This window comes from Inhella sp. (assembly GCF_027532025.1).
Classification (GTDB): domain Bacteria; phylum Pseudomonadota; class Gammaproteobacteria; order Burkholderiales; family Burkholderiaceae_C; genus Inhella.
This window is the reverse complement of sequence record NZ_JAPZSY010000024.1, coordinates 42,230-66,744: the sequence shown is the minus strand read 5'-3', so window position 1 is coordinate 66,744 and position 24,515 is coordinate 42,230. Positions and strand designations below refer to the sequence as shown.

The 24,515-nt window shown below is 70.0% G+C and carries 26 protein-coding genes; 22 read left to right on the top strand and 4 right to left on the bottom strand.

Features of this window, described 5'->3' with window-relative positions:
- The first annotated feature begins 44 nt into the window (after positions 1-44).
- The 4 genes from O9335_RS05030 (at position 45) to O9335_RS05015 (ending at position 2,081) form a co-directional block, all read left to right on the top strand.
- Positions 45-404 (top strand): DUF4345 family protein, encoded by a 360-nt coding sequence (locus O9335_RS05030; protein WP_298384463.1) that lies wholly within the window; start codon positions 45-47, stop codon positions 402-404.
- Positions 401-814, top strand: a complete 414-nt coding sequence (locus tag O9335_RS05025) for a hypothetical protein (protein WP_298384460.1) — start codon at positions 401-403, stop codon at positions 812-814. The genes O9335_RS05030 and O9335_RS05025 overlap by 4 nt, the downstream gene beginning before the upstream one ends.
- Positions 811-1,617: an HD domain-containing protein gene (locus O9335_RS05020; RefSeq protein WP_298384458.1), complete on the top strand. Its 807-nt coding sequence runs from the start codon at positions 811-813 to the stop codon at positions 1,615-1,617. Before O9335_RS05025 ends, O9335_RS05020 begins: the two co-directional genes overlap by 4 nt.
- A gap of 77 nt (positions 1,618-1,694) precedes the next feature.
- On the top strand, positions 1,695-2,081 hold the full coding sequence (locus O9335_RS05015; protein ID WP_298384456.1) for a phosphopantetheine adenylyltransferase: 387 nt from the start codon (positions 1,695-1,697) through the stop codon (positions 2,079-2,081).
- Positions 2,082-2,302: 221 nt separating this feature from the next.
- On the opposite strand, the gene O9335_RS05010 is transcribed toward O9335_RS05015, so the two are convergent.
- Positions 2,303-3,724, bottom strand: coding sequence for a deoxyribodipyrimidine photo-lyase (locus tag O9335_RS05010; RefSeq protein ID WP_298384454.1), 1,422 nt, complete (start codon positions 3,722-3,724; stop codon positions 2,303-2,305).
- Between the two features lie 52 nt (positions 3,725-3,776).
- Between O9335_RS05010 and O9335_RS05005 the strand changes: the two genes are divergently transcribed.
- From O9335_RS05005 to O9335_RS04985, 5 genes are all read left to right on the top strand, one after another.
- Positions 3,777-4,427, top strand: coding sequence for an HAD family hydrolase (locus tag O9335_RS05005; protein WP_298384452.1), 651 nt, complete (start codon positions 3,777-3,779; stop codon positions 4,425-4,427).
- The gene (locus tag O9335_RS05000) at positions 4,420-4,845 is read left to right on the top strand and encodes a Rieske 2Fe-2S domain-containing protein (RefSeq protein WP_298384450.1); all 426 of its coding nucleotides are present in this window, start codon (positions 4,420-4,422) and stop codon (positions 4,843-4,845) included. The genes O9335_RS05005 and O9335_RS05000 overlap by 8 nt, the downstream gene beginning before the upstream one ends.
- Positions 4,842-5,867, top strand: coding sequence for a S49 family peptidase (locus O9335_RS04995; protein ID WP_298384448.1), 1,026 nt, complete (start codon positions 4,842-4,844; stop codon positions 5,865-5,867). The genes O9335_RS05000 and O9335_RS04995 overlap by 4 nt, the downstream gene beginning before the upstream one ends.
- Positions 5,868-5,888: 21 nt before the next feature.
- Positions 5,889-7,499, top strand: coding sequence for a gamma-glutamyltransferase family protein (locus tag O9335_RS04990; protein ID WP_298384446.1), 1,611 nt, complete (start codon positions 5,889-5,891; stop codon positions 7,497-7,499).
- 147 nt (positions 7,500-7,646) lie between these two features.
- On the top strand, positions 7,647-8,957 hold the full coding sequence (locus O9335_RS04985) for an MFS transporter (RefSeq protein WP_298384443.1): 1,311 nt from the start codon (positions 7,647-7,649) through the stop codon (positions 8,955-8,957).
- A 45-nt stretch (positions 8,958-9,002) separates the two neighbouring features.
- Here the strand turns inward: O9335_RS04985 and ychF are convergent, their stop codons facing one another.
- Positions 9,003-10,094, bottom strand: a complete 1,092-nt coding sequence (ychF, locus tag O9335_RS04980; RefSeq protein ID WP_298384440.1) for a redox-regulated ATPase YchF — start codon at positions 10,092-10,094, stop codon at positions 9,003-9,005.
- Between the two features lie 123 nt (positions 10,095-10,217).
- Here ychF and O9335_RS04975 point away from each other — a divergent pair, with 123 nt between their 5' ends.
- From O9335_RS04975 to O9335_RS04955, 5 genes are read left to right on the top strand one after another with little or no spacing between them, the layout of a single operon-like run.
- Positions 10,218-11,381 (top strand): FAD-dependent monooxygenase, encoded by a 1,164-nt coding sequence (locus tag O9335_RS04975; RefSeq protein ID WP_298384437.1) that lies wholly within the window; start codon positions 10,218-10,220, stop codon positions 11,379-11,381.
- The gene (locus O9335_RS04970; protein WP_298384434.1) at positions 11,378-12,154 is read left to right on the top strand and encodes a DsbC family protein; all 777 of its coding nucleotides are present in this window, start codon (positions 11,378-11,380) and stop codon (positions 12,152-12,154) included. Before O9335_RS04975 ends, O9335_RS04970 begins: the two co-directional genes overlap by 4 nt.
- Position 12,155: 1 nt before the next feature.
- Entirely contained in the window at positions 12,156-12,602 is a 447-nt protein-coding gene (locus O9335_RS04965) for a DUF3429 domain-containing protein (protein WP_298384431.1), read from the top strand.
- On the top strand, positions 12,572-13,717 hold the full coding sequence (locus O9335_RS04960; protein ID WP_298384428.1) for a DUF3108 domain-containing protein: 1,146 nt from the start codon (positions 12,572-12,574) through the stop codon (positions 13,715-13,717). Before O9335_RS04965 ends, O9335_RS04960 begins: the two co-directional genes overlap by 31 nt.
- Positions 13,714-14,502: an enoyl-CoA hydratase-related protein gene (locus O9335_RS04955; protein ID WP_298384425.1), complete on the top strand. Its 789-nt coding sequence runs from the start codon at positions 13,714-13,716 to the stop codon at positions 14,500-14,502. The genes O9335_RS04960 and O9335_RS04955 overlap by 4 nt, the downstream gene beginning before the upstream one ends.
- 10 nt (positions 14,503-14,512) lie before the next feature.
- Here the strand turns inward: O9335_RS04955 and O9335_RS04950 are convergent, their stop codons facing one another.
- Both O9335_RS04950 and lysS read right to left on the bottom strand, forming a co-directional pair.
- Positions 14,513-15,070, bottom strand: a complete 558-nt coding sequence (locus O9335_RS04950) for a pyridoxamine 5'-phosphate oxidase family protein (RefSeq protein WP_298384422.1) — start codon at positions 15,068-15,070, stop codon at positions 14,513-14,515.
- A gap of 159 nt (positions 15,071-15,229) precedes the next feature.
- Positions 15,230-16,732, bottom strand: a complete 1,503-nt coding sequence (gene lysS / locus O9335_RS04945; protein WP_298384419.1) for a lysine--tRNA ligase — start codon at positions 16,730-16,732, stop codon at positions 15,230-15,232.
- 109 nt (positions 16,733-16,841) lie between these two features.
- Between lysS and O9335_RS04940 the strand changes: the two genes are divergently transcribed.
- From O9335_RS04940 to O9335_RS04905, 8 genes are all read left to right on the top strand, one after another.
- The gene (locus O9335_RS04940) at positions 16,842-17,903 is read left to right on the top strand and encodes a Gfo/Idh/MocA family oxidoreductase (RefSeq protein WP_298384417.1); all 1,062 of its coding nucleotides are present in this window, start codon (positions 16,842-16,844) and stop codon (positions 17,901-17,903) included.
- A gap of 83 nt (positions 17,904-17,986) precedes the next feature.
- Entirely contained in the window at positions 17,987-18,562 is a 576-nt protein-coding gene (locus O9335_RS04935; protein WP_298384414.1) for an acyltransferase, read from the top strand.
- Positions 18,562-19,656 carry a DegT/DnrJ/EryC1/StrS aminotransferase family protein gene (locus O9335_RS04930; RefSeq protein ID WP_298384411.1) on the top strand — a complete coding sequence of 365 codons (1,095 nt, stop codon included), beginning with the start codon at positions 18,562-18,564 and terminating at the stop codon, positions 19,654-19,656. Before O9335_RS04935 ends, O9335_RS04930 begins: the two co-directional genes overlap by 1 nt.
- The gene (locus O9335_RS04925; RefSeq protein ID WP_298384407.1) at positions 19,656-20,900 is read left to right on the top strand and encodes a lipopolysaccharide biosynthesis protein; all 1,245 of its coding nucleotides are present in this window, start codon (positions 19,656-19,658) and stop codon (positions 20,898-20,900) included. The genes O9335_RS04930 and O9335_RS04925 overlap by 1 nt, the downstream gene beginning before the upstream one ends.
- The gene (locus O9335_RS04920; RefSeq protein WP_298384404.1) at positions 20,897-21,493 is read left to right on the top strand and encodes an acyltransferase; all 597 of its coding nucleotides are present in this window, start codon (positions 20,897-20,899) and stop codon (positions 21,491-21,493) included. The genes O9335_RS04925 and O9335_RS04920 overlap by 4 nt, the downstream gene beginning before the upstream one ends.
- Complete coding sequence (locus tag O9335_RS04915; protein ID WP_298384401.1) at positions 21,490-22,560, top strand: glycosyltransferase; 1,071 nt, start codon at positions 21,490-21,492, stop codon at positions 22,558-22,560. The genes O9335_RS04920 and O9335_RS04915 overlap by 4 nt, the downstream gene beginning before the upstream one ends.
- A 4-nt stretch (positions 22,561-22,564) precedes the next feature.
- On the top strand, positions 22,565-23,779 hold the full coding sequence (locus tag O9335_RS04910) for a glycosyltransferase family 4 protein (RefSeq protein ID WP_298384398.1): 1,215 nt from the start codon (positions 22,565-22,567) through the stop codon (positions 23,777-23,779).
- Complete coding sequence (locus O9335_RS04905) at positions 23,776-24,495, top strand: class I SAM-dependent methyltransferase (protein WP_298384395.1); 720 nt, start codon at positions 23,776-23,778, stop codon at positions 24,493-24,495. The genes O9335_RS04910 and O9335_RS04905 overlap by 4 nt, the downstream gene beginning before the upstream one ends.
- Positions 24,496-24,515 lie beyond the last annotated feature (20 nt).

Below are 24,515 nucleotides of genomic sequence, written 5' to 3'. Positions count from 1 at the left end.
GCTCCGACACGATGGCGGCATCGTTTTCGTTGTGGCTGTCCCCCATGCAAGACCTTCCTGTTTATCTGGCGATGACCGGATTCGCCCTCATGGGCGTGGGCGCGATCGTCAAGCCCGTCCTTGTGACGAAGCAGTTTGGCATCTTTGATCTCACGCCAGCGGGCCGCAACGAGGTGCGGGCCGTCTACGGGGGCTTCGGCGTGTTCATGGCGCTCGCGTTGCTGGCGGCCCTGCAACAACCTGGACTTCGCGATGGCGTTCTCTTCGCCGTGGGAGCGGCGCTCGGTGGCATGGCTGCTGGCCGCTTGGTATCGGCTGCGATCGATCGCACCATTGACCGCGCCCCGTTGGGCTACCTCGCGCTGGAGGTCATCGTTGCCTTTTTGCTTCTGGCGGTAGCGTGAAGGCCGGGACCGGACAGACTTCGGCCTGGGCGCTGCCCGGCATGGTGTACGCGCTTTGGCTGCTCGCCGGCACTGCCATCTTTCTGGCCCCCGAGCAGTTCTACACACGCATCCCAGGCGTCGCCCTCTTCGGGCCGTTCAACGCGCACTTCATCCGGGACGTGGGCTTGGTGTACGGGGCCAGCGGGCTTGTTGGGCTGTACGGAGTGCGGTCTGGAAGCTTGTCGACGAGCATCGGGGCGGCATTGTGGTCATGCCTTCATGCAATGTTTCACTTGCACGTTTGGGTCGAGCGGGGCTTGCCACTGGACGGCATCTTTCTGTTCGACTTGAGCTTCGTGATCACGCCGCCATTCCTCGTCGTCCTCCTGTTGCTGAGAATCCCAGGCCAAAGGGAGATGCGTCCATGACGCCCACCGTTGGATCAACCGCAAGCGTCAATGGATCGAGGCTGGGATCGGCCGCTTGGGGCTGCCTTGCCGGTGGACGCATGACAGTTGCGGAACAGTGCCGCTTCGCGTTGTGGACCGTGCTCGCTCAACTGCGTCTTCAGTGGCGTGGCCATGGTGCTGAGTCCGACGACACGAGGCGGCGCTGGGGTCGACTGGATCCTGGACGAATCGAATGGCCCGACACACCAACGGTCTCTCATGCGCTGGAGTTGGTGCAGCAGTCCGTGCCGGACTGGTTGTTCCGCCACAGCCAACGGACGTGGGCTTGGGCAGCGCTGCTCGCCCAAAGGGATGCCCTGAGGCTGGACGCTGAGGTGCTGGCCGTTTCATGCCTGTTGCACGATGTTGCGTTGCTGCCGAGCGGTCGGCCGCAAGCAGGACTGGGCTGCGCTTGTTTTGCGATTGACGGCGGCAAGCGGGCGCTCCAACTTCTGCGAGAGCAGGGGTGGGCACAGAGCCGGGCCCTTGCTGTGGAGGACGCGATCTGCCTCCACATGAATCCGCATGTTCCGAAGGGCGCCGGCATGGAGGCTCACTTGCTCCAACAAGCAGCGGCAATGGATGTCATCGGGGCGCGTATGAACGAGATCGACGCCGCGTCGAGACACGCCGTGCTCACCCGCTACCCACGCACGGGCTTCGCGCAACAGATGGCAGAGGCCATGCGACAGCAGGCGGAACGCGCTCCGGGTACGCGCACGCGACTGCTCTGGCGGATGGGTTTCGAGCGTGCAATCCGACGACCTGCCTGGCCGGAGTGACCGTCCCCCCACCGCCTCACCGTGCCGTTCGTCCTGCCGCAAAGCCCCAAGCGACTTGTTCAACCCTGAGGAAACCCATGAAGTACATCTCCATCGTCGCCCTGCTCGTGGCAGGCATCATTCACCTGCTGCCGGTCCCCGGCGTGATGGGGGTGAGCACCCTGGCCCGGCTCTACGGGATCGAGGTGAACGATCCGAACACGGCCATCCTGCTGCAACACCGGGCGCTGCTGTTCGGGGTGCTGGGTGCGCTGATGCTCAGTGCCATCGCGTTGCCCTGGCTGCGGGTCACGGCGCTGTCTGTCGCGCTCTTCAGCGCGGCCAGCTTCATCGTCGTCGCCATGGCGGTCGGGGGCTACAACCCGTCCATCGAAAGGATTGTGGTCGCCGACATCGTGGCCTCGGTTCTTTTGTCGGCCGGGCTTGTGGCAGAACTTTGGCTGATCAACAGGAAGGCCGCTTAGGGTAGCGAACCGGCTCCTTTGGCTTCACGCGGGGACAGATTCAAGTGGTGAGCTGAGCGAAAGTCCGGCGAGGCCCGGTGCCATCGGGCGATGACGACGAGCTGCCCTTGGGGCTGGATGGCAGTCATCGGTTACGGTCGGCTTTCGGCCAGCAGACCTCGCGAATCAACCGCCTGACTGGCCATACCCCTGCCAGCCGGTCTACCGCACAACCGGGCTGATCAGCCCGCCTTCACCACCGCGTACCGCGCCAGCGTCTTGGCCCGCGCCTCGGCGTGGTCCACCACCGGGCGCGGGTAGTCCACGCCCAAACGCAGACCGCCCAGCTCGATCGGCTTGGCCGCCCAAGGCGCGTGGATCGCGCCATCGGTCAGCCGCGCCAGCTCGGGCAGGTAGCGGCGAACGAACACGCCCTTGGCGTCGAACTTCTCGCTTTGGGACGTGGGGTTGAAGATGCGGAAGTAGGGCTGGGCGTCGCAGCCGCAGCTGGCGGCCCACTGCCAGCCGCCGCTGTTGGCGGCGAGGTCGAAGTCGAGCAGCTTTTCGGCGAAGCAGGCCTCCCCGCGCTGCCAGTTCAGGCCCAGGTGCTTGCACAAGAAGCTGGCCACCACCATGCGCAAGCGGTTGTGCATGTAGCCGGTTTGGTTGAGCTGGCGCATGGCGGCGTCCACCAGCGGGTAGCCGGTTCGCGCCTCGCACCACGCCGCAAAAAGTTCGTCCGCTTCGGGGCCTTCGTCCCACACGACGCGGGCGTAGTCGGTCTTCAGCGGGCCGTGCACCACAGCGGGGTGATGGTGCAGCACCTGGTGGTAGAAGTCCCGCCAGATCAGCTCGTTGAGCCAGCCGCCGGCGCCCTCTTGCGCGCGCAGCGGCCACGCGGCGCGGGCCAGTTCGCGCGGGGCCACCAGGCCGAAGCGCAGCGCGGGGCTGAGGTAGCTGGGGCCTTTGACGGCCGGGAAGTTGCGTGTCTCGGCGTAGCCGGCCATGCGCTCGGTGACGAACTCGGCCAGCTGCGCGCGGGCTTGCGTGGCGCCGCCGCGGTAGCGCTCGTGCAGGTCGGTGGGCTCGAAGCCCAGGTCGGCCAGGCTGGGCAGGCCGGTGGCCAACGGCGTGGGCGCCAGGGAGGCCAGGTTCGGCACGCGCTCGGCCAGGCGGGCGGCGCCTTCCGCGGCCATGGCCTTGTGCCAGGCGTTCTTGTAGGGCGTGAACACGGTGTAGGGCTTGCCGGCGCCGGTCAGCAGTTCGCGGCGCTCGAACACGGTCACGTCTTGCACGCTGTCCACGCGCACGCCGGGCAGGGCGGCGCGCACGGCCTCGTCGCGGGCCAGGGCGAAGGGGTCGTCGTCGTGGGCGAAGACGAGGCGCTGGGCCTTGAGTTCGTGCACCAGGGCAGGGATGAGCTCGCGTGCGCGGCCGTGGCGCACGATCAGGCCCACGCCACGCTCGCGCAGCTGGCGCTCGATGTCGGCCAGGGCGTGCCAGATCAGCTCGACGCGCCGGTCGGCCCGGGGCAGAGCGTCCAGGATGTCGCGCTCGAAGACGAAGGCCACGAACACGGGGCCGCCGGTGCTGCAGGCCGCGTGCAGCGCGGCGTGGTCGTGCAGGCGCAGGTCGCGCCGCAACCAAACAAGGGTCGGGGTCATCGGGTCATTGTGGGTCGGCCCACAATCCCCCGTCTTTCTCTCAGGCAGTCCCTTGAACCACGACCTCATTGCTTTCGACTGGGACGGCACGCTGTTCGACTCCACCGCCTGCATCGTGCGCAGCATCCAGGCCGCAGCGCGGGAGATGGGGCTGCCCGAGCCCAGCCAAGCGCAGGCCCAACACGTCATCGGCTTGGGGCTGGAGCAGGCCCTCTTGATCGCCGCGCCCGGCCTGCCGCGCGAGCGCTACCGCGAGATGGGCCACGCCTACCGCAAGCACTACTTCGCCACGGTGCACGACGTGACCCTGTTCGACGGCGTCGTGCCCCTGCTGCACGCCCTGAAAGACCGCGGCCACCGCCTGGCCGTGGCCACTGGCAAGAGCCGCCGGGGCCTGGACGAAGCTTTGGACCAGGTGGGCCTGCGCGCGCTGTTCGACGCCACCCGAACCGCCGAAGAAACCGCCGGCAAGCCCCACCCGCAAATGCTGCACGAGCTGATGGACGAGCTGGGCGTGGCCCCCGAGCGCACCCTCATGGTGGGCGACACCACGCACGACCTGCAGTTGGCCCTCAACGCCGGCACGGCCGCGCTGGCGGTGAGCTTTGGCGCCCACCCGGTGGACGAACTGGAAGCCCTGCGCCCCCTGGCGGTGCTGCACGACGTGCCCAGCCTGCACGCTTGGCTGACCACCCATGGCTGACGCGCCCAACTCGCCCGAGGCGGGCCTGCTCGTGTGCCGCAGCGAAGCCTTGGCCGAGCGCGGCCTGGGCGTGCAGTGGGACCTGCTGTACTGCGGCCGCGAAGAGCGGGCCTTTGCCCTGCGGTTCGACGGCCGTGTGGTGGCGTACCTGAACCGCTGCGCCCACGTGCCCACCGAGCTGGACTGGCAGCCCAACGAGTTTTTGGACAGCTCGCGCGAGCACATCCTGTGCGCGGTGCATGGGGCGGTGTACTCGCCCCGCACCGGCGCCTGCGTGATGGGCCGCTGCGGCCGCGCGGGCCTGATTCCGGTGACCGTGACCGAAGACGCTGGGGAGGTGCGTTGGTACCCTAACGCCCACCAGCGGCCCTTGCCGCCGCCCGAACTTGCTGACCCTCCCGAGCCTCCATCGCCATGACGCCGTCCGACCCCACCCCGCCGCTGCCCGACGCGACCCCGAACCCGGACGACATGCTGCGCGCTGCAGCGTCCCCTGCACCGGCCGCCGAGGCCGCCGCCCGCGGCACCGAGGCCCTGCTGCTGGCCCTGGCGCAAGACTTCCTGACCGAAAAGCGCCGCGAGCGCCGCTGGCGCCTGGCCTTCCGCTGGCTCTGGTTGGGCTTGGCCGCGTTGATCTTGTGGAGTCTGTGGGCGCCGCAGCACCCCACCGTGGCCCCGGGTCGCCCGCACACCGCCTTGGTGGAGGTGCGCGGCGAGATCGCCGCCGACACCGAGGCCAACGCCGACCACATCGTCTCGGCCCTCAAGGAAGCCTTTGCCGACCATGGCGCGCGCGGCGTGGTGCTGCGCATCAACTCGCCGGGTGGCAGCCCCGTGCAGGCGGGCATCGTGGTGGACGAGATCAAGCGCCTGCGCGCCGCGCACGACAAGCCCATCTACGCCGTGGTGGAAGACGTGTGCGCGTCAGCGGCCTACTACATCGCTTCGTCGACCGACGCCATCTACGTGGACAAGGCCTCCATGGTGGGCAGCATCGGCGTGCTGATCGACGGCTTTGGTTACAGCGGGCTGATGGAGAAGCTGGGCGTGGAGCGCCGGCTCATCACCGCGGGCGAGCACAAAGGCTTGCTCGACCCCTTCAGCCCGATGAAGCCCGCCGACCGCGCCAAGGCCCAGGCCTGGATCGACGGCGTGCACCAGCAGTTCATCGCCGTCGTGCGTGAGGGCCGAGGCGACCGGCTGAAGGAAGACGCCGAAACCTTCAGCGGCATGGTTTGGAATGGCGACCGGGCGGTGGCGCTGGGCTTGGCCGATGGCATGGCCAACCTCGATCGCGTGGCCCGCGAGGTGGTGGGTGCCGAAGAAGTCATCGACTACACCCCGCGCGAGAACGTGGCCGAGCGCCTCGTCAAACGATTTGGCGCCGCCTTGGGCCAGGGCGGCGTGGATGCGCTGCGCCAGCCGGCGCCCGTCCGCTGAGCGTTTTCGGCAGCAGCGCGCATGGACTTCGACTGGACCGCCGGCTACCCCAGCCGCCGCAGCCCCGTCTTCGGCCGCAACGTGGTGGCCACCAGCCACCCGCTGGCCGCGCAAGCGGGCCTGCAGCTGCTGCAACGCGGTGGCAACGCTGTGGACGCGGCCGTGGCCACTGCCGCCTGCATGACCCTGGTGGAACCCTGCTCCAACGGCCTGGGCAGCGACGCCTTTGCCCTGGTGTGGGACGGCACGCAGTTGCACGGTCTGAACGCCAGCGGCCCGGCGCCCATGGGCTGGACGCGGGAGCGGTTCGGCGACCGCCCCATGCCCACCCGCGGCTGGGACACGGTGACCGTGCCGGGCGCCGTCGCCGGCTGGGTGGCGCTGCACCAGCGCTTCGGCACGCTGCCCTTTGCCGACGTCATCGCCCCGGCCATCGAGATCGCCGAGCGCGGCACCGCCGTGCCCGTGGGTGTGGCCGACAAATGGGCCCGCGCCGCCCAGGTGCCCGAGCTGGCCAACGGCGCGGGCTTTGCCCCGGCCTTTTTGCCCCGTGGCCGCGCACCCAAGGTCGGCGAGCGCTTCGCCTTCCCCGACGCGGCGCGCACCCTGCGCCTGATCGCCGAGACGAAAGGCGATGCCTTCTACCGCGGCGAGGTGGCCGCGGCGCTGGCGGCCTTTGCCGCGCAAGGCGGGGGCGCGCTCACCGCGGCCGATTTGGCGGCCTACCAGCCCGAGTGGGTGGCGCCGATCGCCACCGACTTCGAAGGTCACACGGTGCACGAGATCCCGCCCAACGGGCAGGGCATTGCCGCGCTGATGGCCTTGGGCATGGCGCGCCATCTGCACCTGGGCCAGTACGGCGTGGACGACTGGCGAACGCAGCACCTGCTGATCGAGGCCATGAAGCTCGCCTTTGCCGACGTCTACCGCCACGTGGGCGACCCACGCGCCATGGCGCTGACGCCGGCGCAGCTGTTGGACCCCGACTACCTGCGCCGTCGTGCGGCGCTGATCGACCCGGCGCAGGCGCAGGAGTACGGCGCGGGCAACCCGATCAAGGGCGGCACGATCTACCTGACCACGGCCGACGCACGCGGCATGCAGGTCAGCTTCATCCAAAGCAACTACATGGGCTTCGGCTCGGGCCTGGTGCTGCCAGGCTACGGCGTGAGCCTGCAAAACCGCGGCGCCTGCTTCACCACGCAGCGCGGCCACGTGAACGAGGTGGGCCCGGGCAAGAAGCCCTTCCACACCATCATTCCGGCCTTCCTCACCAAGGACGGCCGCGCCCAGATGGGCTTTGGCGTCATGGGCGGCAACATGCAGCCGCAAGGCCACCTGCAAACCCTGGTGCGCATGCTGGTCTACGGACAGCACCCACAGGCCGCCTGCGACGCACCGCGCTGGCGCTTCAACGAGGGCTTGTCCCTCAACGCCGAGCCGCACTGGCCCGCCGCCACCTTGCAGGGCTTGGTGCAAGCCGGCCACCACCTGGGCGACATCCACGACAGCTACCAGGACTTCGGCGCCGGTCAGTTCATCTGGCGGATCGATCCGCAGGGCGACCCGGCCGTGGACGGCTACGTGGCCGCCAGCGACCCGCGGCGCGACGGGGCCGCCGTGGCCTTTTGAGCCCGCCCTGACGATGGTCATGCACGCTGCAGCCCGGTAGCATCCGGCCCATGACCAAACTCCTCGACGCCACGTAAGCGCACCCCCTGCGCCCCCCGCACCGTCCTCGGTGCCGACCCACGTGCCCGTCCTTCGGAGTTGCTGTCCGTGTCCTCCCTGCCCCTTTGGCTCCAAGCGCTGCGAGAGCGCTTCCGCCTCAAACCCGACGACCTGCTGCGCGATCGCGCTTACCGTCGGCTGTGGGCGTCCATCCTGATGTCGTCCACCGGTGCGCAAATCACCATGTTGGCGCTGCCCCTCACCGCGGCGGTGCTGCTCAACGCCACGCCGCAGCAGATGGGCTTGCTCACCGCGTTGGAGTTGGCCCCCTTCGTGCTGCTGTCGCTTCCCGGCGGGGTGTGGCTGGACCGCGTGCGCAAGCTGCCCGTCTACGTCGTCGGTGAGCTCACCCTGGCCGCGGCCCTGCTCACGGTGCCCTTGGCGCAATGGCTCGGTTGGCTCACCATGGGCTGGATGTACGTCGTCGCCTTCGTGCTGGGCAGTGTGCACACCGTGGCTGGCAGCGCCGCCCAGGTGGTGCTCACCCAGGTGGTGCCGCGCGAGCGCTTGGTGGAGGCGCACGCCAAGAACGCCTTGGCCTCCAGCGGCCCCGAGGTGGCCGGGCCGGCGGTGGGCGGCCTGCTCATCAAGGCCGTGGGCCCGCCCTTGGCCTTGGTGGTGGACGCAGTGCTGCTGGCAGCCTCGGCCCTGGTGCTGCGCGGCCTGCGCATCGTGGAGACCGTGCAGGCCGCCAGCGGCCGCAGCTTCAAGGACGAGTTGCTCACCGGCCTTCACTTCGTGCGCGGCAACGCCTTGCTGCCCACCCTGGCCTGGGTCATCGGCGCCTGGCAGTTCTGCCACTACACCGCCATGGTGGTGCAGATCCTCGTCGCCTCGCGCGAGCTGGGCCTGAGCCCCGGCGCCATCGGCCTGGCCTACGTGGCCTTGGGCGTGGGCACCGTGTGGGGCAGCCTGAAGGGCCACGCCATCAGCGAGCGCCTGGGCCCCGGCCCTTGCCTGGTGCTGGGCATCGCCGTCACCGGCGCGGGTTGGGTGCTGCTGGCCTTGGCGCCGGCCGGCCCGCTGGGGGTGCTGGCGTTTGGCGTGATGCTGGGCTGCTTCGGCCTGGGCGCGGTGCTCATCTTCATCAACTTCTTGAGCCTGCGCCAAGCCGTCACGCCCAGCCCGTTGCTTGGCCGCATGACCAGCACCATGCGTTGGCTCACCGTACTGCCCGGTGCGCCCGGTGCGTTGTTGGGCGGTTGGCTGGGACAGCACCTGGGCCTGCGCTGGGCCCTCGGGTTTGCCGGTGTCAGCGCCCTGTTGCTGGCCGTGGCCGCCTGGCGCTCGGCCACCTTGCGGGCGGTGACCGAGTTGCCTCGCGTGGCCGATGAGCCCATCGAGGCGACGGCGCCCTGAGCGCACCGTTCGCGGCGCCAGGACGACGGCGGCGAGTGCGGTCGTTCAGACGTTGAACAAGAAGTTCAGCACGTCGCCGTCTTTGACCACGTAGTCCTTGCCCTCGGCGCGCATCTTGCCGGCGTCTTTGGCGCCTTGCTCGCCCTGGAAGGCGATGTAGTCGTCGAAGGCGATGGTCTGCGCGCGGATGAAGCCGCGCTCGAAGTCGGTGTGGATCACGCCCGCCGCCTGGGGCGCGGTGTCGCCCTGGTGGATGGTCCAGGCGCGCACTTCCTTCACGCCCGCCGTGAAGTAGGTTTGCAAGCCCAGCAGCTTGAAGCCGGCGCGGATCAGGCGGTTCAGGCCGGGCTCGTCCTGGCCCATCTCGGCCAGGAACAGGGCCCTGTCTTCGTCGCTCATCTCGGACAACTCGGCCTCGGTCTTGGCGCAGATGGCCACCACCGGGGCGTTTTGCGCCGCGGCGTACTCCTTCAGACGATCGAGGAAGGGGTTGTTCTCGAAGCCGTCTTCGGCCACGTTGCCCACGAACATCGCCGGCTTGGCGGTGATCAGGCACAGGGGCTTGAGGATGGCGCGCTCTTCCTTGCTGAAGTCGATGGCGCGCACCGGCCGGGCTTGGTCCAGCGCGGCTTGGCACTTTTCCAGCACCTTGACCAAGGCGATGGCGTCTTTGTCGCCCGCGCGCGCCACCTTGTTGTGTCGGTGCAGGCTCTTTTCCACGGTGCCCAAGTCGGCCAGGCAGAGCTCGGTCTGGATGACCTCGATGTCGGCGATCGGGTCGACCTTGCCCGCCACGTGGATGACGTTCTCGTCTTCAAAGCAGCGCACCACGTTGACGATGGCGTCGGTTTCGCGGATGTGGCTCAAAAACTGGTTGCCCAGGCCCTCGCCCTTGGAGGCACCCGCCACCAGGCCGGCGATGTCCACGAACTCCACGATGGCCGGCACGATGCGCTCGGGCTTGACGATGTCGGCCAACTTCTGCAGGCGCGGGTCGGGCAACTCCACCACGCCCACGTTGGGCTCGATGGTGCAGAAGGGGTAATTTTCGGCGGCGATGCCGGCTTTGGTGAGGGCGTTGAACAGGGTGGACTTGCCGACGTTGGGCAGGCCCACGATGCCGCATTTGAGGCTCATCGCGCAGGGCTTTCTGAAGGGGGAGGGCGGGGACGTTCGACCGCCGGGGGCGCGCGCCAGGTCGAAACCCGGCACAAAGGCCTGATTTTAGGAGCCCGTGTCGGGCCCTTCCTAGAATGCCGCATGACTGTCGATGTCCTCATCCGCGGCGATGGCGCCGTGGGGCGCACCCTGGCGCTGGCCTTGTCCCACCAGGGGCTGCGCGTGGCCCTGCTGGGCCGCCAAGCCCCGCGCCCCGCGGATGTGCGGGCGTACGCGCTGAACGAGGCGGCGCAAGCGCTGTTGCAGCGCCTGCGCGTGTGGGACAGCCTGCCCCCCGACGCCCGCACCCCGGTGCTGGACATGCAGATCCAAGGCGATGCCGGCGAAGCTCGCCTGAATTTCAGCGCCTGGCAATCGCACCTCACGGCGCTGGCCACCATCGTCGACGCCGCCGAACTCGACCAGGCGCTGGACACCGCCCTGCGCTTCGCCCCCCACGTGCAGCGGGTGGACGCCGAAGTGCCGCATGCGCTGCTGGCCCTGTGCGAAGGCCGGGAGGCCCAGGGGCTCGAAGCCCGTGGCATCACCGTGCGGCGGCAGCCCTACGGCCACCACGCCTTGGCCGGCCGTTGGGTCAGCGACACGCCCCACCAGGGCCGCGCGTGGCAGTGGTTCCGTGAGGGTGCCGAGGTCTTGGCGCTGCTGCCCTTGGACCGCCCCGAAGCTGGACATGGCTACGCCATGGTGTGGTCGCAGGACGCGGCCGAGGCCCAGCGCCGCGAGGCCCTGTCCCCCGAGGCCCTGGCCGCCGAACTGCAAGCCCTGCTGCCGCCCGCCGTGGGCACCCTGCGCCCGGCGGGCCCGGCCCGCGCCTGGCCTTTGGCCAGCCTGCAGGCCCATCCCATCGTTCGGCCCGGTCTGGTGCTGCTGGGCGACTGCGCGCACCAAGTGCACCCACTGGCCGGTCAGGGCCTGAACTTGGGTCTGGCCGACGTGGCCGATTTGGCCTCGGTGCTGGCCCAGCGCGAGCCCTGGCGGCCTTTGGGCGACCCCACGCTGCTGCGCCGCTACGAGCGCGCGCGCGCCCTCGACACCTGGGTCATGGCCCGCGCTTGCGACGGGCTGTGGCATGGCTTTGCCCACGCCGCCCCTTGGGCCCGCGTGGCCCGCAACCGGGGGCTGGCCCTGGTGGACGCCTTGCCACCGCTCAAGCGCTGGCTGTCTCAGCAGGCCACGGGCAGCGCCCGCGCGTCTTCGACTCCTCTGCCCCATTCATCCACGCCCTCCACAAGCGCCCTCTCATGAACCGAACCTTTCGCTGGGCCGCCTTGGGTTTGGCCCTGACCACCGCCGTGGTGGCGCTGGCCCAGACCCAGGCCCGCAAACCCGCGCCGCCTGCCGACGATCTGCGCGCCGTCGACATCGCCCTGCGTCGGGCCATCGCGGAGCGCCTGCCGCAGTTCCCGCCGGTGGACGAGGTCCGCACAACGCCCATCCCAGGCCTGTACGAGGTGCGTTTCGGCACCGAGATCCGCTACAGCGACGCCAAGGGCGAGTACCTCATCGAAGGCGATATGGTGGATTTGAAGACCCGCCGCAGCCTGACGCAGGCGCGCGTGGAGAAGCTCACCGCTGTCGACTTCAACGCCTTGCCGCTGGCCGATGCCTTGGTGACCAAGCGCGGCACCGGAGCGCGTCGCTTGGCTGTGTTTGAAGACCCCAACTGCGGCTACTGCAAGCAGTTCGAACGTGGCCTCACCGACGTCAAGGACGTCACCATCTACACCTTCCTCATCCCCATCCTCGGGCCGTCGTCGCAGGAGCGCTCGCGCGCCATCTGGTGCAGCAAGAACCCCCAGGCCGCGTGGCAGGACTGGATGCTTCGCAGCATCCCGCCGCCGACGGTGGAAGGCAACTGCGACGACGGGGCTTTGGCGCGCAACCTGGCGTTCTCGCGCAAGCACCAGATCAACGGCACGCCGGCCTTGGTGTTCCAGGATGGCACGCGCATCCCCGGGGCCATCGGGCCCGACCAGATCGAAGAGCGGCTGAAGCGCGCGGCCGACAAGATGTCCTGACATGAGCCTGCCTGGATCCGCCGAACCATCGGCCCTGGCCAGCCGCCTGGGCTACGCCGGTTTGCTGCCTTTCGTGGGCGGCGCCGCCCTGGCTTGGCTGCTGGCTCGACCGGATTACCTGGCCGAGCACGCCTTCGTGATGCAAGGCCTGTCGGCCTACGCGGCCACGGTCATCGCGTTTTTGGGTGCCTTGCACTGGGGCTTGGTGATGCGCCAGCCCGAGCCCGGTGCCTTGCGCTGGGGCGTGTGGCCCGCCCTGTTGGCCTGGGTGGGTCTCTTGATGCCGGCCTATGCGGGCTTGGTCGTGCATGGTGTGCTGCTGCTGGCTTGCTACGCCGTGGATCGGCGCAGTTATCCGCGCCTGGGCGTGGGGGGCTGGTTGACCTTGCGCTTCCGTTGCACGGTGCTGGCCTCGCTGTGCTGCTTTTTGGCGGCGGCAGCCACCTGAGCGGCTTGACCCGTCGTCGTTGGCGCTGGGGCACCCGGTGGTGGCTGGCGCTGTGGCTGGCTTTCGTGCTGGTGGTTCACCTCGCGCTGGCGTGGCACTGGGCCCGTTGGCAACCGATGGCCAGCGCGCCACCGCCGCGTTTGGCCGTTCAACTGAGCCAGCCCATGCGTGCCACGCCGGTGCCTGCGCCCCGACCGGGTCCCCAGCCGACGATCACCGCACCCGTACCCGCACCCACCGCCGCATCCGCCTCCGCGGTGCCGCCTGCCGAGCCCGAGGCGTCGGCACCCACCCTGGAGCCCCCGCCGGTGGCGGCATCTGCCCTGCCGGCGCCAGCCTTGGCGGCGGCCGAGCCGGCGTCGGCGGCCCAGGCCCAACACGCCCGGGAGGGCGCCGATGCGCCTGGCCCCGAGTGGCCGCTGTCCACCCAACTTCGCTACACGGTCGTGGGCCATGTGCAAGGCCCGGTGCACGGCGACGCCGAGGTCGAATGGCTGCGCCAGGGGGCGCGCTACCAGGTGCGTCTGCGCGTGGGCATCGGGCCGCGATTGGCGCCGTTCGGGCAACGCCGCCTCGCCAGCGCCGGACGCATCACGCCAAGGGGCATCGCGCCCGAGCGCTACGACGAAGAGACCCAAATCCTCTGGCGCACCCCGCGTGGTTTCAGCGTGCGTTTCGAAGGCGGCGACGTGGTGCTGGCCCAAGGCCAGCGTCTGCCGTCGCCCGCTGGGGTGCAAGACTCGGCCAGCCAGTTCGTGCACCTCACCTGGCTGCTGCTCACCGGCCGCGAGCCGGCGCGCACGGGTCATGTCATCACCGTGCCGCTGGCCTTGCCCGGCAGCGTGGGCCCGTGGCGTTATGAGGTGGTGGGCGACAGCAGCCTGGACACCGCGCTGGGCCCCGTGCGAGCCTGGCACCTGCGTCCGCAAGCCCCCTTGCCCCCCAACGCGCTGGCCGCCCAGGTGTGGCTGGCGCCGAGCTATCAGTACCTGCCGGTGCAGATCCGCATCGAGCAGGGCGATGGCCTGTGGCTGCTGCTCACGCTGGCGGCTCCGCCCCTGCAAGAGGCGGTCCCCGCCGACAATCCGCAGCCTTCGAAGGAGAACCCCCCATGACCTACACCTGCATCTTGGTCGAGACCGTGGGCGACGGCCCGCGCCGCACCGGCCTCATCCGCCTGAACCGCCCCAAGGCCTTGAACGCCCTGTGCGATCCGCTGATGGACGAACTGGGCGTTGCGCTGGCCGCGTTCGACGCCGATGAGGGCATCGGCTGCATCGTGCTGACCGGCAGCGAGAAGGCCTTTTGCGCCGGCGCCGACATCCCCTCCATCAAGGACCTGGACTTTCTCGGGGCGCACCAAGGCGGCTTGGTGAGCAAGAACTGGGAGCACGTGCTCAAGGTCAAGAAGCCCGTGCTGGCCGCCGTGGCCGGCTACGCGCTGGGCGGCGGCTGCGAGCTGGCCATGATGTGCGACACCATCTACGCCGCCGAAAGCGCCAAGTTCGGCCAGCCTGAGATCAAGATCGGCGTCATCCCCGGCGCCGGCGGCACGCAGCGCCTGCCGCGCTGGGTGGGCAAGGCCAAGGCCATGGACCTGCTGCTGACCGCCCGCATGATGGACGCGCAAGAGGCCCTGCAAGCCGGCCTCGTGGCCCGCGTGTTCCCCACCGAAGGTTTCTTGGACGAGGTGCTGAAGGTGGCCGAACTGCTGAACGCGCAATCGGCCCCCGCCCTGGCCCTGATGAAGGAAATGGTCAACCAGGCCTTCGAGACCCCGCTGACCCAAGGCGTGCAGGCCGAGCGCCTGGCCTTCCACGCGATGTTCGGCACGCACGACCAGCGCGAGGGCATGACGGCCTTCTTGGACAAGCGCGCGCCCACCTGGCGCCACCGCTGAGCCGAATCGCTCAGGGCGTGACCCAGCGGGCGCCGGCGGCGTCGAACACGGCGCGGCGGTGGCCCGCGGGCAGCAAGCCGAGCCAGTCGATCGCGTCGACCTCGGCCCGGATGAGCGCGAAGTGCCCCCGCGTGTCGCGCGCGGGCACGTGCGCCGCGTCGGCAGGGCTGCCGGGCGGCAGGGGGCTCATGTAGTCCTGCGCCGCCGGGCTGAGTTTCAGTCGCGCCCAGCGGCTGGACAGGGCCAGGCCGTCGGTGTCCAAGCTCAAGCGGGCCTTCAGGCGCAGCTGCCAGCCCAGACGAGGGCACCAAGCCACCAGCGTGGCTTTGGGGTGGGCCTGCAATTGCGAGACCTTGGCGCTGCGGGCGTCGGTGTAAAGCAGCACCTGACGCCGTTCGGCCTCCACCTCGCGCAGCACCACGGTGCGGGCGTCGGCGCCGTCGCCGTCGCGCGTGGCCAGCACCGGCGTACGCCAGCCGTGGCCCTTGTCGCGCGCGGCGCGCTGCAGCTCATCCCACAGCGCCACGCGCAGCGCGGCGAGATCGTCTTGGGCGGCGCTGCTGGGCATGTCAGTGGAACTCGGTCTGCGCCAAGCTCACGGTTCCTGCGGGCCGAGCGCCGGGCCGCTCCCAAGCCGGCCCGCGTTGGTGCCGCCGGGGCCGGTCGATCCGGCCTCGCGGTGCCGTCCCCTCGGGGGACCGGCCAAGGTGTGCCTTGGACGAGGGGCTCACACGTTCTCGCGGCGGAGGGCCGGGAACAGGATCACGTCGCGGATGCTGGGCGAATCGGTCAGCAGCATGACGAAGCGGTCGATGCCGATGCCGCAGCCGCCGGTGGGCGGCATGCCGATTTCGAGCGCGCGGACGAAGTCGGCGTCGAAGTGCATGGCCTCGTCATCGCCGCCGTCCTTGGCGTCCACCTGCGCTTGGAAGCGCGCGGCCTGGTCTTCGGCGTCGTTCAACTCGCTGAAGCCGTTGGCCACTTCGCGGCCGGTCATGTAGAGCTCGAAGCGGTCGGTGATGCCGGGGTTGGCGTCGTTGGCGCGGGCCAGGGGCGAAACCTCGATCGGGTGGTTCATGATGAAGGTCGGCTGCCAGAGCTTCTCTTCCACCACGGCCTCGAACAGGGCGTACTGCAGCTGGGCCAGGTTGGCGTTGCTGGGCACCTTCTCGCCGGCCTTCTGGATGCGTGCGGTCAGCGCCGCGGGGTCGTCGGCCTCGGCCTCGCTCAGGCCTTCGTGCTGCAGCAGGGCGTCGCGGATGGTTAGGCGGGCGAAGGGCTGGTCCAGGTGCACAGGCTGGCCGTTGTAGGTCAGTGCGGCGCTGCCGTGGGCCTTGACGGCCACGTGGCGCAGCAAGGCCTCGGTGAAGTCCATCAGGTCGTGGTGGTCCCAGAACGCCGAGTAGAACTCCATCATCGTGAACTCGGGGTTGTGGCGGACCGACAGGCCTTCGTTGCGGAAGTTGCGGTTGATCTCGAACACGCGCTCGAAGCCGCCCACGATCAGGCGCTTGAGGTAGAGCTCCGGCGCGATGCGCAGGAACATTTCCTGGTCCAGCGCGTTGTGGTGCGTCACGAAGGGCTTGGCGTTGGCGCCGCCCGGGATCGGGTGCAGCATCGGCGTTTCCACCTCGAGGAAGCCGTGCTCGACCATGAAGCCGCGCATCGCGGCCACGGCCTTGCTGCGCTGGGCAAAGCGGTCGCGGGCGGCCTCGTCGGTGATCAGGTCGACGTAGCGCTGGCGGTACTTCAGCTCCTGGTCGGCCACGCCGTGGAACTTGTCGGGCAGGGGGCGCAGGCTCTTGGTCAGCAGGCGCAGCTCGGTCACCTTGATCGACAGCTCGCCGGTCTTGGTGCGGAACAGGGTGCCGCGGGCGGCCAGGATGTCGCCCAGGTCCCAGTGCTTGAAGTCGGCGTACAGGTCGTCGCCCAGGGCGTCGCGCTGCACGTAGAGCTGGATGCGGCCGGTCGCGTCTTGCACCGTGGCGAAGCTGGCCTTGCCCATGACGCGCTTGAGCATCATGCGGCCGGCCACGCTGACCGTCACGCCTTGGGGCTCCAGCTCTTCGTTCGGCAGCTCGCCGTACTGCTGCGCCAGGGGCAGCGCGCGGTGCTCGGGCTTGAAGTCGTTGGGGAAGACCACGCCACCGCGTTGGCGGCGCTCGGCCAATTTGGCGCGGCGCTCGGCGATCAAGGAGTTGTCGTCGGCGTGCGGCGCGGTGCTGTCCATGGCGGATCCCAAACGGAGGAGGGGGGTTGAAGGAGGGGGCGATTCTAGGGAGTGACCCTGATCGAGCGCCGGGGCGCCAGGGGGGTGGCTCTCTAGAATCCCGGCCCTCATGAGCGCATTTCCCGCCCCCATCACCGGCCGCAAGGTCCGCTTCGCCCTGGTGGGGTGCGGCCGCATCGCCCAGAACCACCTGACGGCCCTGCGCGAGCACGCCGAGCGTGCCGAGTTGGTGGCCGTGTGCGACACCGACGCCCAGGCCCTGGCCCGTGCCATGGCCGCCACGGGGGCGAAGGGCTTTGGCTCGCTGACCGAGCTGCTGCGCCACAGCGACGCCGATTGCGTGGTGCTCACCACCCCCAGCGGCTTGCACCCGGCCCAGGCCATCGAAGCGGCCCGCGCCGGCCGCCACGTGATGACCGAAAAGCCCATGGCCACGCGCTGGCAAGACGGCCTGGCCATGGTCAAGGCCTGCGACGAGGCCGGGGTGCGCCTCTTCGTCGTCAAGCAGAACCGCCGCAACCGCACCCTGCAATTGCTCAAGCGCGCGATGCAGGCCCACCGCTTCGGCCGCATTTACTCGGTGGCGGTCAATGTCTTCTGGACCCGTCCGCAGGACTACTACGACAGCGCCGCCTGGCGGGGCACCTGGGAGTTCGACGGTGGAGCGCTGATGAACCAGGCCAGCCATTACGTGGACCTGCTGGACTGGTTGATCGGTCCGGTGGAGTCCGTCAGCGCCTACACCGCCACGCTGGCGCGCCGCATCGAGGTGGAAGACACCGCCGTGGCCGCGCTCAAGTGGCGCAACGGCGCGCTGGGCACGGTCAACGTGACCATGCTGACCTACCCGAAGAACCTGGAAGGCAGCATCACGGTGCTGGGCGAACACGGCACGGTGCGCATCGGCGGCCTGGCCGTGAACCGCATCGACCATTGGGAGTTTGCCGAGCCGCACGCGATGGACGCCGACCTGGCCGACGCCACCTACGCGACGACCTCGGTCTACGGCCATGGCCACCCGCTGTACTACGACAACGTGCTGCAGGCCTTGCGCGGCGAGGCCGAGCCCGACACCGACGGCCGGGAGGGCCTGAAGAGCCTGGAGCTTCTGATCGCGATGTACCTGTCGGCACGCGACGGCCAGCGGGTGAACCTGCCGCTGTCGTACTGAAACATGACGCCCCCAGTCTCGCCAAAGCTCGCCACCCCCCGAGGGGGCCGCACCGTCGCTTCGGGCGGCCGGGCGCGCCGATGATGGCCGCCACCATCCACCCCAGCGCCATCGTCGACGAGGGCGCGCAACTCGGCGACGGCACCCGCGTTTGGCACTTCGTGCACGTGTGCAGCGGCGCCCGCGTCGGGCAGCGCTGCAGCCTGGGCCAGAACGTGTTCGTCGGCAACGACGTGGTGATCGGCGACAACGTCAAGATCCAGAACAACGTGTCGGTCTACGACGCCGTCATCCTGGAAGACGACGTCTTCTGTGGCCCCAGCATGGTGTTCACCAACGTGCACAACCCGCGCTCGGCCGTGACCCGCAAGGACGAGTACCGCCGCACCCTCGTGCAGCGTGGCGCCACCTTGGGCGCCAACTGCACCATCGTGTGCGGCAGCACCGTCGGCGCCTACGCCTTCGTGGGCGCCGGTGCCGTGGTCACCAAGGACGTCAAGCCCTTTGCGCTGATGGCCGGCGTGCCGGCCCGCCAGATCGGCTGGATGAGCCGCCACGGCGAGCGCTTGGCCCTGCCGCTGGAGGGCCAGGGCGAAGCGACCTGCCCGCACACCGGCGACCGCTACCGCCTCGACGGCGACCAATTGAGCCTGATCTGATGCAGTTCATCGACCTCAAGTCCCAGTACGCCGCCCTGCAGGGCCGCATCCAAGCGCGCATGCAGGCGGTGCTGGACCACGGCCAGTACATCATGGGCCCCGAGGTGGCCGAGCTGGAGGCCGCGCTGGCGGCTCGCGTGGGCGTGGCGCACTGCATCACCGTCTCCAGCGGCACCGAGGCCCTGCTCATCGCGCTGATGGCGCTGGACCTGCAGCCCGGCGACGAGGTCATCACCACGCCCTTCACCTTCGCCGCCACGGCCGAGACCATCGTGCTGGCGGGTGGGGTGCCGGTGTTCGTCGACATCGAGCCCGACACGGCCAACCTCGATGCCTCGCTGATCGAGGCCAAGATCGGCCCGAAGACCAAAGCGATCATGCCCGTCAGCCTGTACGGGCAGGTGGCCGACATGGCCGAGATCAATGCCATCGCCGCGCGCCATGGCCTGGCCGTGATCGAAGACGCGGCGCAGAGCTTCGGCGCCACGTACCAGGGCCGAGCCAGCGGCGGACTGAGCACCTTCGGCGCCACCAGCTTCTTCCCCAGCAAGCCCCTGGGCTGCTACGGCGACGGCGGCGCGCTGTTCACCGACGACGCGCGCCTGGCCCAGGCCGCCCGCGAGATTCGCGTGCACGGCCAAAGCCAGCGCTACCGCCACACGCGCGTGGGCGTGGGCGGCCGCATGGACACCCTGCAATGCGCCGTGGTGCTGGCCAAGCTGGAACGCTTCGACTGGGAGATCGAACGCCGCTTGGCGCTGGGCCAGCGCTACGGCGAGTTGTTGGCCGAGTTGCCCGTGCAGCGCCTGGCCGTTCGGCCGGACCGCGATTGCGTCTGGGCGCAGTACACCTTGTTCGTGCCCGAGCGCGAGGCGGTGCAGGTCGCGCTGAAGGCCGAGGGCATCCCCACGGCCGTGCACTACCCCATCCCCTTGAACCAGCAGCCGGCCTACGCGCGCTTTTGCTGCCCCGACTGCACCCCGAACGCCACCGCCGCGGCGGCCCGGGTGATGAGCCTGCCGATGAGCGCCGACCTCAGCGAGGCCGACCAAGACCGCGTCGTGGCCGCGCTGGCACGCGCACTGCAGCGCTGATGTCGCGCCAGGCGCTCTGGCGCGCCTCGCTGACGCTCGTGGCCGGCAGCGTGCTGGCGCAGGCCCTGCCCCTGCTGCTGGGCCCCTGGATCACGCGGCTCTACAGCCCCGAGGCCTTCGGGCGTTTCAGCCTGCTGTGGACCGTGGCCCTGAACCTTGCCGTGGTGGGCTGCGCCCGCTACGAGTTCGCGCTGCCCTTGGCGCGCGACGAAGGCGCCGCCTTGCGGCTGGCCTCGGTGTGCGCGCGCATGCTGCTGCTCAGCACGGGCCTGGCGGCCGTGGTGGGGGCCGCTTGGGCGTTGTGGGCCCACGAGCCCTTGGCCTGGGCCTTGCCCTTGGCCTTTGCGGCCTCCAGCCTGGTGCAAGCCTTCACGATGTGGGCCACGCGCGCCCAGGCCTTTGGGGTGCTGTCGGCTGCGCGCGTGATCCAGCACGGTGGCGCGGCGGTGGGTCAGGTGGTCCTGGGCCTGATGGCTTGGGGCGTGTTGGGCCTGTGGTGGGGGCCGGTGGCTGCCGCGCTCTTGGCGGCAGCGGCCCTGGCTTGGGCGACTCGACCGGCCGCCGGGTGGGCGGCCGTGCTGTGCGTGCCGGGCGCTGCATGGCGCAGCGCCATGCGTGAGCACCGCGACTTCCCGCTGCTGAACACGCCGCACGCCTTTGCCTCGGCCGCGCAAGACACCTTGGCCTTGTTGCTGATTGCTGCCTGGGTGGGCGATGCCTCAGCCGGACTCTGGGCCCTGGCCTTGCGCTACCTCAAAGCGCCGGCCACGCTCGTGGGTGGCGCGGTGTCGTCGGCCCTGTACCCGCAGCTGGTGGGCGCCGCCACGCCGGAGGAAGGGCGCCAGCACTTGCGCCACACGGTGCGCGTGCTGCTCGTCTTGGCCGTGGGCTGGACGGGGGTCCTCATGGTGGCGGGGCCGTTGTTGTTTGCCTGGGTGTTCGGCGAGCCCTGGCGCGAGGCCGGCGAGCTGGCGCGGGCCCTGGGCCCCTATTTGGCGCTGCACTTCGTGGCCTCGCCCCTGGGGGTGGTCACCATGGCCTGGAACGGTCAAGCCTGGGCCCTGAAGCTGGCCTTGGTCGGGCAAGCGCTGTTCGTGGGCGGCTTGGCCGCGGGTTTGGCCTGGGGTGGGCTGGTGGGCGCCGGTTGGGGGGTCTCGGTGGCAATGCTCGGATACTTCGGTTACTACCTGCTGGCGCTGTGGCGCTGGCCCCTCGCTCCCTCGCACTCACCCCCTGCGCCATGAACTTCCGTGCCCTGACTGTGCGCCTCAAGCGCTGGGCCTCGCTGGCCTGGGGCCCGCGCATGGTGGGCGGCTGGGTGCGGGGCGATGGCCGCTACTTGCCGCACACCCGGCTGAGCAACCACACCGTGGTGTTCGATCCCGAGAAGCTCGACATCCACGACCATGTGTTCGTCGGGCACTTCGCCATCCTCGACGCCAGCCACGGCCTCACCATCGAAGAAGGCTGCCAGATCGGCTTCTTCACTGGGGTGTTCACGCACTCCAGCCATGCCGCCATCCGGCTGTATGGCCGCCAGTACGTGCACACACCGACCAAGAAGGCCTACTTCACCGAGGGCGTGCACATCGGCGCCTACACCTTCGTGGGGGCGCACGCCACGCTGTTGCCGGGCACGCGCTTGGGCAAAGGCTGCTTGGTGTCGGCCTACAGCCTGGTGAGCGGCAGCTTCCCCGACTTCGCCATCGTGGCGGGACAGCCGGCCAAACAGGTGGGCGACACGCGTTCCATGGACCGCCGCCTGCTGAACGAGCACCCTGAACTGCGCCCGCACTACGAAGCCTGGGCCGGGCCGCTGCCCGCCGACACCGCATGAGGCTTGTCCTCTTGGGCGATGGCGACAGCCCGCACCTGCTGAAGTGGGCGCGTGCGCTGGCGCCGCGCGTGGACCTGTGGGCCGTGTCGTCGCGCGGCTTCCTGCCGGGCTTCGACGCCTGGGTGCCCCCGGGCCGCCGCTTGGCCCTGGGCCTGCACCCCGACCACGCCGGTGGCAACACCGCCATCCTCAAGCGCGTGCCCCAAGTGGCCGCTTGGTTGCGCGCGGTGGACGCCGATTGGCTGCACGCCCATTACCTGACTTCGCACGGCACACTGGCTTGGGCTGCGCGCAAGCTCGCCGGCTTGCGCGCGCAACTCGTCGGCTCGGCCTGGGGCAGCGACATCCTCGTCACCCCGGACCGCCACTGGGCCTACCTGTGGGCCACGCGCACGGTCCTGAACGCCTGCGCGCTGACGACCAGCGACAGCCGCCACATGGCCGAGCGCATGCGGCAACTGGGCGCGCGCGAGGTGATGACCTTCCCCTTCGGCTTGGAAGCCCTGCCGCCCGAGCCCGGCCTCAAAGCCTCCTGGCGCTTCTTCGCCAACCGCGGGCTGGAGCCGATCTACGCGCCCGAGCGCGTGCTGCGGGCTTTCGCATCGGTGGCCGCCGTCCAGCCCACGGCCGAGCTGGTGGTGGCCAACGACGGCAGCCTGCGCCCCGCGATGGAAGCCCTGGCCTGCCAGCTGGGCCTGGGCGAGCGCGTGCGCTTCGTCGGCCGGCTCGATGCCAAGGCGCAGGCCGCCGAGTACGACGCGGCGCGTTGGTTCCTGAGCCTGCCCGGCAGCGACTCGGTGTCGGTGTCGGTGCTGGAAGCCCTGGCGCACGGCTGCTGGCCCGTCCTGTCCGACCTGCCCGCCAACCGCGAGCTGGCCGACGCCGGCCCCGCGGTCACCGTGCTGAACGAGGCGCAGGATCGCGAGCTCCCCCATCGCCTGCAGGCCTTGCTGGCGGCCGACGGCGCGGCGATGACGGCCACGCAGCGCGCCTGGGTCGCGCAGCATGGCCTGTTCGAGCCGGCCGTGGCCCGCTTCGTGACGCGCTTGGAAGCCCTGACGCGTTGACGCGATGAAGCTGCTTGTCCTGAATCACTACGCCGGCAGCCCTGCGCTGGGCATGGAGTACCGGCCCTACTACCTGGCCCGCGAGTGGGTGCGGGCCGGGCACCAAGTGCAAGTCGTCGCGGCCGACTTCTCGCACGTGCGATCGCGCCAACCCCAGGCGGGTGACGAGGTGATCGACGGCATCGCCTACCGCTGGCTGCCCACGCCGCCCTACCAAGGCAACGGCCTGGGCCGCGTCAAGAACATCTGGGCCTACTGCCGCCAAGTGTGGGCGCAGGCCGACCGGCTGGCGCGGGACTTTCAGCCCGACGCCGTCATCGCCAGCAGCACCTACCCGATGGACATCTGGGTGGCCCGCCGCATCGCGCGCCGTGCCCGGGCCAAGCTGGTGTTCGAAGTGCACGACCTCTGGCCGCTGAGCCCCATCGAGCTGTCGGGCATGTCGCCGCACCACCCCTTTGCGCTGCTGTGCGCCTGGGCCGAAGGCACCGCCTACCGCGAGGCGGATGTCGTCGTCTCCATGCTGCCCAAGGTCCACGACTACATGGCCGGCCGCGGCCTCGACCTTCGCAAGCTCCACCTTGTGCCCAATGGCATCGTGCTGGACGATTGGGCGCAGGCGCCTGAACCCTTGCGCGCCGACGTGGCCAAAGCGTTCACCCAAGCCCGCCAAGCGGGTCGCACCGTGGTGGGCTACGCCGGCTCCATGGGCGAGCCCAACGCGCTGGACGTGCTGCTGGACGCCGCCGCACAACTGCGCGACGCCCCCATCGCCTGCGTGCTGGTGGGCGGGGGCCATTTGCAGGCCCACCTGGCCGCGCGCATGGCGCGCGAGGGCCTGGCCCACGTCCAATTGCTGCCCCCCATCCCCAAGGCGCAGATTCCGTCCTTCTTGGCCGAGGTGGACATCGCCTACATCGGCTGGCAGCGCCAGCCGCTCTACCGCTTCGGCATCGCCCCCAACAAGCTGATGGACTACATGATGGCCGGCTGCGCCGTGCTGCACAGCGTTGAGGCCGGCAACGACCCGGTGGCCGAGAGCGGCTGCGGCCTGACCGTGCCGCCCGAAGACGCCACCGCCGTGGCGCAGGGCCTGCGGCAGCTGGCCGCCTTGCCGGCGAGCGAGCGCCAGGCCATGGGCCGGCGCGGGCGCGCCTTCGTTCAGGCCGAGCACAGCTACACCGTGCTGGCCCAGCGCTTCGTGGACGCCCTGCGATGAGCGCCGACCCCCACGCCGAGCACCAGGCCCTGGCCGAGCGCTACGCGCGCCGCGCGGGCCTGGAAGACCGCTACAGCTTCCTGCAGCCCGACGTGTGGCAGACCGTTCAAGAGCGCCAGCGCGCGCTGATCCACCTGCTGCGCCGCCACGCCCGCCGCCCGCTGGCCGAGCTGCGCGTCGCCGAGGTCGGTTGCGGCGCCGGCGGCAACCTGCTGGAGCTGATTCAACTCGGCTTCGAGTCAGCGCACCTGCAGGGCCTGGAGCTGCTGCCCGAGCGCCTGGCGCGAGCGCGCGAGCGCCTGCCTGCAGCGGTGGCCCTGCACGGCGGCGACGCGACGGTGGCGCCCATCGAGGCGGCCTCGCAAGACCTGGTGCTGGCGGCGACCGTGTTTTCGTCGATCCTCGATGACGGGCTTCAGTCGCGGCTGGCCGCATCGATGTGGTCGTGGTTGCGCCCCGGCGGCGCCGTGCTTTGGTACGACTTCACCGTCAACAACCCGCGCAACCCCGACGTGAGTGGCGTGCCCCTGTCGCGGGTGCGGGCGCTGTTCCCCGGCGCGACAATCGACGCCCGCCGCGTCACCCTGGCGCCGCCCCTGGCGCGCCCGCTGTGCCGCCTGCACCCTTTGCTGTACCCCGTGGTCAATGCCGTGCCGCTGCTGCGCACGCACCGCTTGGCCATGCTGATCAAAGACAGCGATCGCGCCAGTCCATAGAATCGCTGCATCACCGCATC

Excerpts from the sequence above, each read along its gene's own strand:
- O9335_RS04990 (WP_298384446.1), top strand. The coding sequence starts at position 5,889 with ATGGACTTCGACTGGACCGCCGGCTACCCCAGCCGCCGCAGCCCCGTC.
- O9335_RS04920 (WP_298384404.1), top strand. The coding sequence starts at position 20,897 with ATGAACTTCCGTGCCCTGACTGTGCGCCTCAAGCGCTGGGCCTCGCTG.
- O9335_RS04925 (WP_298384407.1), top strand. The coding sequence starts at position 19,656 with ATGTCGCGCCAGGCGCTCTGGCGCGCCTCGCTGACGCTCGTGGCCGGC.
- O9335_RS04965 (WP_298384431.1), top strand. The coding sequence starts at position 12,156 with ATGAGCCTGCCTGGATCCGCCGAACCATCGGCCCTGGCCAGCCGCCTG.
- O9335_RS04995 (WP_298384448.1), top strand. The coding sequence starts at position 4,842 with ATGACGCCGTCCGACCCCACCCCGCCGCTGCCCGACGCGACCCCGAAC.
- O9335_RS04915 (WP_298384401.1), top strand. The coding sequence starts at position 21,490 with ATGAGGCTTGTCCTCTTGGGCGATGGCGACAGCCCGCACCTGCTGAAG.
- O9335_RS05030 (WP_298384463.1), top strand. The coding sequence starts at position 45 with ATGCAAGACCTTCCTGTTTATCTGGCGATGACCGGATTCGCCCTCATG.
- O9335_RS04950 (WP_298384422.1), bottom strand. The coding sequence starts at position 15,070 with ATGCCCAGCAGCGCCGCCCAAGACGATCTCGCCGCGCTGCGCGTGGCG.
- O9335_RS05010 (WP_298384454.1), bottom strand. The coding sequence starts at position 3,724 with ATGACCCCGACCCTTGTTTGGTTGCGGCGCGACCTGCGCCTGCACGAC.
- O9335_RS04905 (WP_298384395.1), top strand. The coding sequence starts at position 23,776 with ATGAGCGCCGACCCCCACGCCGAGCACCAGGCCCTGGCCGAGCGCTAC.
- O9335_RS04930 (WP_298384411.1), top strand. The coding sequence starts at position 18,562 with ATGCAGTTCATCGACCTCAAGTCCCAGTACGCCGCCCTGCAGGGCCGC.
- lysS (WP_298384419.1), bottom strand. The coding sequence starts at position 16,732 with ATGGACAGCACCGCGCCGCACGCCGACGACAACTCCTTGATCGCCGAG.
- O9335_RS04910 (WP_298384398.1), top strand. The coding sequence starts at position 22,565 with ATGAAGCTGCTTGTCCTGAATCACTACGCCGGCAGCCCTGCGCTGGGC.
- O9335_RS05000 (WP_298384450.1), top strand. The coding sequence starts at position 4,420 with ATGGCTGACGCGCCCAACTCGCCCGAGGCGGGCCTGCTCGTGTGCCGC.
- O9335_RS04935 (WP_298384414.1), top strand. The coding sequence starts at position 17,987 with ATGGCCGCCACCATCCACCCCAGCGCCATCGTCGACGAGGGCGCGCAA.
- ychF (WP_298384440.1), bottom strand. The coding sequence starts at position 10,094 with ATGAGCCTCAAATGCGGCATCGTGGGCCTGCCCAACGTCGGCAAGTCC.
- O9335_RS04975 (WP_298384437.1), top strand. The coding sequence starts at position 10,218 with ATGACTGTCGATGTCCTCATCCGCGGCGATGGCGCCGTGGGGCGCACC.
- O9335_RS05015 (WP_298384456.1), top strand. The coding sequence starts at position 1,695 with ATGAAGTACATCTCCATCGTCGCCCTGCTCGTGGCAGGCATCATTCAC.
- O9335_RS04940 (WP_298384417.1), top strand. The coding sequence starts at position 16,842 with ATGAGCGCATTTCCCGCCCCCATCACCGGCCGCAAGGTCCGCTTCGCC.
- O9335_RS04970 (WP_298384434.1), top strand. The coding sequence starts at position 11,378 with ATGAACCGAACCTTTCGCTGGGCCGCCTTGGGTTTGGCCCTGACCACC.
- O9335_RS04955 (WP_298384425.1), top strand. The coding sequence starts at position 13,714 with ATGACCTACACCTGCATCTTGGTCGAGACCGTGGGCGACGGCCCGCGC.
- O9335_RS05020 (WP_298384458.1), top strand. The coding sequence starts at position 811 with ATGACGCCCACCGTTGGATCAACCGCAAGCGTCAATGGATCGAGGCTG.